At 65.6% G+C, this 5,866-nt stretch carries 4 protein-coding genes; 1 reads left to right on the forward strand and 3 read right to left on the reverse strand.

The window, feature by feature from the left end; translation table 11 throughout:
- The first annotated feature begins 241 nt into the window (after positions 1-241).
- Positions 242-2,440: a bifunctional (p)ppGpp synthetase/guanosine-3',5'-bis(diphosphate) 3'-pyrophosphohydrolase gene (locus M3461_15850; GenBank protein MDQ3775709.1), complete on the forward strand. Its 2,199-nt coding sequence runs from the start codon at positions 242-244 to the stop codon at positions 2,438-2,440.
- A 35-nt stretch (positions 2,441-2,475) separates the two neighbouring features.
- Here the strand turns inward: M3461_15850 and M3461_15855 are convergent, their stop codons facing one another.
- Genes M3461_15855 through M3461_15865 form a run of 3 tightly spaced genes read right to left on the reverse strand, consistent with a single transcriptional unit; the run spans position 2,476 to position 4,873 of the window.
- Positions 2,476-3,543 carry a glycosyltransferase gene (locus M3461_15855; GenBank protein ID MDQ3775710.1) on the reverse strand — a complete coding sequence of 356 codons (1,068 nt, stop codon included), beginning with the start codon at positions 3,541-3,543 and terminating at the stop codon, positions 2,476-2,478.
- A complete protein-coding gene (locus M3461_15860; GenBank protein ID MDQ3775711.1) occupies positions 3,540-4,478 on the reverse strand; it encodes a glycosyltransferase family 9 protein in 939 nt (312 codons plus the stop codon). Before M3461_15860 ends, M3461_15855 begins: the two co-directional genes overlap by 4 nt.
- Positions 4,475-4,873: a DUF6165 family protein gene (locus M3461_15865; protein ID MDQ3775712.1), complete on the reverse strand. Its 399-nt coding sequence runs from the start codon at positions 4,871-4,873 to the stop codon at positions 4,475-4,477. The genes M3461_15860 and M3461_15865 overlap by 4 nt, the downstream gene beginning before the upstream one ends.
- Positions 4,874-5,866 lie beyond the last annotated feature (993 nt).

Genomic DNA, 5,866 nt, shown 5'->3' on the forward strand with positions numbered 1-5,866 from the left:
GACGTCATTGAGGCCAAGGAGAAAGGCGAGGACCCCTTCTCGGTGTTCAACGACCCCACGGGCTGAGTCCGACGGGATGGACTCAGAGCTTGTGAAAAAATCTGCTGCGCTCGGGATCTCGCGTTCCGGCGGTGCTCGGAATCCTCATGTATTTCAATATACACTCCGGTTCCTGCGCTCCGGCGGAACGCGACCTCCCTTCGCTCGCGACGATTTTTTCACAAGCTCTGAGTGAGCCTCCATGGCGATGAAGCTCTGGCCGCTGTCCTTGCCGTCCCTGTGGTCTGCGAGGCCGCTGGCCTCGCCCGTTCCCCCGGAGGTCTCGGCACCCGAGATCGAGGACCTGTGCCGGCGTGCCGGCACGTACCTCAAACCCACCGAGATCGAGGACCTACGCCGCGCCTGTGAGTTCGGCGCCAAGGCCCATGCCGGCCAACGGCGCCTGAGCGGCGAGCCCTACATCCACCACCCCCTGGCCGTGGCCGGGTTCCTGGCCGAGATGCGCATGGACCGCGACACGTTGATCGCGTCCGTCTTGCACGACGTGCTCGAGGACACCCCCACGCTCAAGGACGATCTGCGCAAGGGCTTCGGCGCGGACGTGGCCACGCTCGTCGATGGCGTCAGCAAGCTCACGCAGATGGAGTTCGAGTCCTACGCCCAGGCACAGGCCGAGAACTTCCGCAAGATGCTGCTCGCCATGACCCACGACATCCGCGTGATCCTGGTCAAGCTCGCCGATCGTCTGCACAACATGCGCACGGTATTCGCGCTGGCGGCGGACAAGCGGCGCGCCGTGGCACGCGAGACGCTCGACATCTATGCGCCCATCGCGCAGCGGCTCGGTATCAACAGTGTGCGCCTGGAGCTCGAGGATCTGGGCTTCGCGGCCTTGTACCCGAAACGCCATCGGGTGCTGTCCAAGGCCGTTCAAAGGGCCCGCGGCCACCGCAAGGCGCTGGTCGACCAGATCCTGCGCTCGATCCGCCGCCGCCTGCGGCAGGAGGGCCTGACCGGCGAGGTCTCGGGCCGGGAGAAGCACCTGTACAGCATCTTCAAGAAGATGCAAGCCAAAAAGCTGCCGTTCTCGGAGGTCTTCGATGTCTACGGATTCCGCATCATCGCCGACACCGCCGACACCGCCTATCGGACCCTCGGCGCCGTCCATCAGCTTTTCAAGCCGGTCCCCGGCAAGTTCAAGGACTACATCGCCATCCCCAAGGCCAACGGCTATCAGTCGCTGCACACGGTCCTGTTCGGTCCCCACGGGGTGCCTATCGAAGTCCAGATCCGCACCGAGGACATGGACGCCGTCGCGGAACGCGGGATCGCGGCCCACTGGCAGTACAAGTCCGGAGAGAGCGCCAGCAACTCGGCCCAAAGCAAGGCGCGCGAGTGGCTCACGGGGATCCTCGACATCCAGCGCGAGGCGGGGAACTCGGTGGAGTTCCTGGAAAACGTCAAGATGGACCTCTTCCCCGACGAGGTCTACGTGTTCACCCCGAAGGGCGACATCATCAAGCTCCCCCGCGGGGCGACCGCCGTGGACCTCGCCTATATGGTGCACACCCAGATCGGCAACCGTGCCGTCGCGACGCGCATCGACCGCCGCCTGGCGCCGCTCAGCAGCGCGCTCATCAACGGTCAGACGGTTGAGATCATCACCGCGCCGGGTGCGGCCCCGAGCCCCGCCTGGCTCAACTTCGTCGTCACCGCCAAGGCTCGATCGCACATCCGCAGCTTCCTCAAGGACCTCGAGCGGGATGAGGCCTGCGATCTCGGGCGGCGCCTGCTGAACCGGGAGCTGGAGCGCTTCGGGACGGCGCTAGAGCATCTGGCCGCCGCAGGCATCGAGGCCGCGCTCACCGATCTCCACCTCAAGAGCACCGATGCGCTCCTGGAGGACATAGGTCTCGGCAAGCGGCCCGCGCCGATCGTCGCCCGCCACCTCATCCCCGCGAGCGCGGGGGAAGCGGCGCCCGCGGCCAGAACGGCGCTGCCGCTCGCGATCAAGGGCACCGAGGGGATGGTGGTGTCGTTTCCGAAGTGCTGCTATCCGATCCCGGGCGATGCCATCCTCGGTTACGTCTCGGCCGGTCGGGGCATCGTGATCCATCGCCGCACTTGCAAGAACGTCGCGGAGTTCAAGAACCACCCGGAGAAATGGGTGGATGTCGAGTGGGGCGGCGACATCGATGCCGAGTTCCCGGTGGCGATCCGACTCGAGGCCAGAAACCAGCGCGGGGCGCTCGCGACCATCGCGGCCGCGGTCGCGAAGGAGGATGCCAACATCGAGTTCGTCGGTATGTCAGAGCGTGATGAGGGCTCGGCCGGCCTGAGCCTGGTCGTCGCGGTCCGCAACCGCCACCACCTGGCGCGCGTGATCCGCTCGGTGCGCACAACCCAACCGGTGTCGCGGGTAGTGCGCCTCAAGGGGTGAGCCTTAATTAAGGGAAGGGGTGAAGGGGGGCCAGGCTAGCCGCCTGCCAGGACCTCGTAGAGCGCCTGATATCGCTGCACGATCCGTTCGCGGCTGAAATCGAGGGCCAGTCGCTTCCTGCCGGCCTCGCCGAGGTCGTGGCGGGCGCCTAGGTCCTTGAGCAGTCGTTCGAGCCCCTGCGCGAGGGCCGCCGGGTCCTCGGCCGCGACCAGTGAGCCGTCCTCCCCGTGGGTGATGATCTCCAGGGGGCCCGCCGTGCGGGTCGAGAGCACGGCCCGACCGTAGGCCCAGGCCTCCAGGACGGTGTTTCCGAAGGTCTCCTGGCGCGAGGCACATACCACCAGATCGCAGGCTCGGTAATACGGACCGGGATCTATCTGCCAGCCGACGAAATGCACCCGCCCGGAGAGCCCGAGGGCATGGGCCTCCTGCTCCAGCGCCGCGCGCAGCGGCCCGTCCCCGACGATAACCAGGTGCACCGGCCAGTCTTCGATGTAGCCGGGGGCGCGGGCCAGTGCCGCGAGCAGCACATCGAGACCCTTGATCGGGTGCAGGCGGCCGACCGTCACCACCACCCAGGCCTCTTGCGGCAGGCCGAGGCGCTCGCGCCAATACCCGAGACGGCCCCCGCCCTCCGGCTTCGGTACCTCCACGAAGTTCGGGATGTGAAAGACGCGCCCGGCCGGGATCCCGTTCTGCACCAGGTGGTCGCAGAGGCCCTGGGTCACGGCCACGAAGGCGTGGGCGTGTCGATAGTGGTCGAGGTCGTAGTAGCCCCCGAGGCGCGCCAGGTGGATCGGGCCGGGGCGGCCCCCGAGACGCGTCAAGCGGCTCGCGCGCCCAAGGTAGGTCTGGACGATCGGGATGGCGAGGCGCCGCAAGAGGCGCGCTATCCGACGACGCGCCAGGATGTCCCAAGTCCCGAGCATGGGGATCTCGAACCGGGACACGGCACCGCCCAGGGCCGATCCCACGGCGCTGCCGGGGGGATGGACGGCATGGACCGGCCAGGCCTCGGCCGCAAGCGCCATCACCAGCCGACAGTAAAAGCCCTCTGCCCCGCCCGGCCGCCGGCTGGCGATGAGGTGTGCCGAGGGGATCATCCGGAGGCACCGCAGGGGCGGAAGAACTGTTCGCGCAGGCGTTCGGCGACCGCGCTACCGGTGAGCGCCGCGAGCTCGCCGCCCGGGGCGACCACCCAGGCGGCGCGCGCCCCCCAGGGGTGAAAGCAGAGCGGATCGGTCGGGCCGAACACCGTGAGGGTGGCGGTCTCGAGCGCGGCCGCCATGTGACCGGCGCCCGAGTCGTTGCCGACGAAGACGGCACAGCGCGTGAGCACCGCGCAGTCTTCGAGGAGGCTGGTGCGACCGCAGAGGTTCACGCATGGCAGGCGGATCCCCGCCGCGACCCGCAGGGCGCTCCCTGTATCCCCTGGACCTCCCAGGATCACGACCCCGGCGAACAGGTCTCGCACGGCCTCGACCATCTCGACGAACCGCCCCGAAGGCCAGGTCTTGGGCGGCCATTTGGCACCGGGCCCGAGCGCCAGGCAAGGCCCGGGCGGTAGCGGCTGAAGCATCCGGGCGGCTGCGGCCTCTAAGCCGTCATCGAGCCACAATCGTGTCGCGGGGATGGGCTCTGTGCCGAAGAGCGGGCCCACGGTGGCGAACAGACGCTCGATGGCATGCGGGCCCCGAGGAGGTCGCGCTCCCCATTTCGTCACGCGCCGCCGGGCCCTGAGCAAATAGGCCAGGCCGTCGGTGCGGAGATCGACGACCAGCTCATAGCGCGTCCGCCGCAGGTCCCGTAGCAAACGCAAGAGCCCCCCGACACCACCGCGTTTGTGCTTGTGGAAGATGTGGCCGCGATACGGGCAGAATTCGAACAACCCACTGGAGCGCCGATCCCCGACGATGTCGATCACGGCCGCGGGATAGCGCCGGTGCAAGGCCTCCAGGACCGGGGTGGTCATGACGGCATCGCCGACGTTGCTGAGCGAGACGACGAGGATCCGTTCCGTCGGGTCGGGGCCCGTCATGGTGAAGCACCCTGTCCGTGGTAGGACTTCTCCTCGATGAGATCGGAGCCGAGCTTGAGGTTGATGGCGCGTTTGACTCGCGCGCGCCAATCGTTGAGCCGGTAGATACTGCGAGCCAACGCGATGAACTCGCGGTCGAACTCACCCCGCTGTTCCTTGATGCGGATACGCTCCTCGACCTCCCAGAGCTCGGCGTTGACAAGCTTGAGCTCTCTTTGCTCGCCCTCGATAGACGTGCCAAAATAGGTGGAATCGCTCCAGATCCGGCGGAGCGCGGCGCGCTCGCGCTCGATATTACGGAGCTTTACCGGGTCTTCCACGCGCTCCGACTTGATGTCGAGGATGGTGAGGCGATCGATGAAGTCGCCGACCGGCAAGGGCGTCTCGATGCTCATGGGGCAGGGCAGGTTACTGCCAGGAATGACATTCGGAGAAAAGCTTCGCGATTGCAGATTTTATACGGCCCACGGTGATAAATCGCCCCCTGAGATCCGTTCTCCCAACGGGAGCGGGCTCGCCCCTGTAGTTGCATGGGGTCGTGTCCAGCGCCACCGGCTCGTCGACGTGCTCCCACTCTGCGCCGTTGCGTTGGAATCGGTAGGACAGGAAGACGCAGCCAGCCTCTACGCGAACCGCGATGTTCGCCACCGTCCCCGCCTCTGCCAGCTAAACCGCTGCCCGGCATAAGGAGCCCATCCCGCTACCATCGCCGCACGTCAAGGGACCTGCAATCCTCTACCGTGTCCTTCTTGTCCCATCGATACCAGTTGCCCGAGCCTATGCCGCCCATGTGCCTATTTTTTACCGAAATCATCAGCAAAGGTTAATAATAATATCACCACGATCCAACAAATCAAAGTTTGTTCTATCAACGTACATGGGAAGCTGACCAAGGCCAAGCAGGCGCAGTTGCCAGGTGATCGCAAAATCGTGCTAAAGGCCGGGCCGCCAACCCAACGGGACCGCCCGAACTGAGCGCATCTGCCCCCGCCGCGGACGGACTGTCCAATCACCGCCCGGCCCGTACGACGATACATTGCCTGTTGACAACTCGCATTGAAATCCCTATCCTTACCAGGGAGAGATAGCAAGCGATCCCGCCATCTCATACCTCGGCCTGCGGGGTGTTCAATCATCCCAGTGAGAAGCAGCACCAGTAGCGGCGCTTCGGACGTTCGAGGACTTTTGCTACGTTGCGGAAGCCGGCCAACGGATGGTTGGGCTTGAGATCTTCAATTCCGCTCACTTGCGTAGCCCTCATAGGTGAAGTACCAGCGTTAATTGAACACCCAAGTTCCAGCGTTAGTTGAACACTCGGAGTGTGGATTGGGTTAGTGCATCATTCTTTCTGTAATTTTGTTGGTGAGCCTGTGGAGCTTGTGGGCGAG

It is taken from the genome of Pseudomonadota bacterium (genome assembly GCA_030860485.1).
Classification (GTDB): Bacteria; Pseudomonadota; Gammaproteobacteria; order JACCXJ01; family JACCXJ01; genus JACCXJ01.

Bases quoted from the DNA above. Each gene is read 5' to 3' on its own strand.
- M3461_15860 (MDQ3775711.1), bottom strand. From the start codon at position 4,478: ATGACGGGCCCCGACCCGACGGAACGGATCCTCGTCGTCTCGCTCAGC.
- M3461_15855 (MDQ3775710.1), bottom strand. From the start codon at position 3,543: ATGATCCCCTCGGCACACCTCATCGCCAGCCGGCGGCCGGGCGGGGCA.
- M3461_15850 (MDQ3775709.1), top strand. From the start codon at position 242: ATGGCGATGAAGCTCTGGCCGCTGTCCTTGCCGTCCCTGTGGTCTGCG.
- M3461_15865 (MDQ3775712.1), bottom strand. From the start codon at position 4,873: ATGAGCATCGAGACGCCCTTGCCGGTCGGCGACTTCATCGATCGCCTC.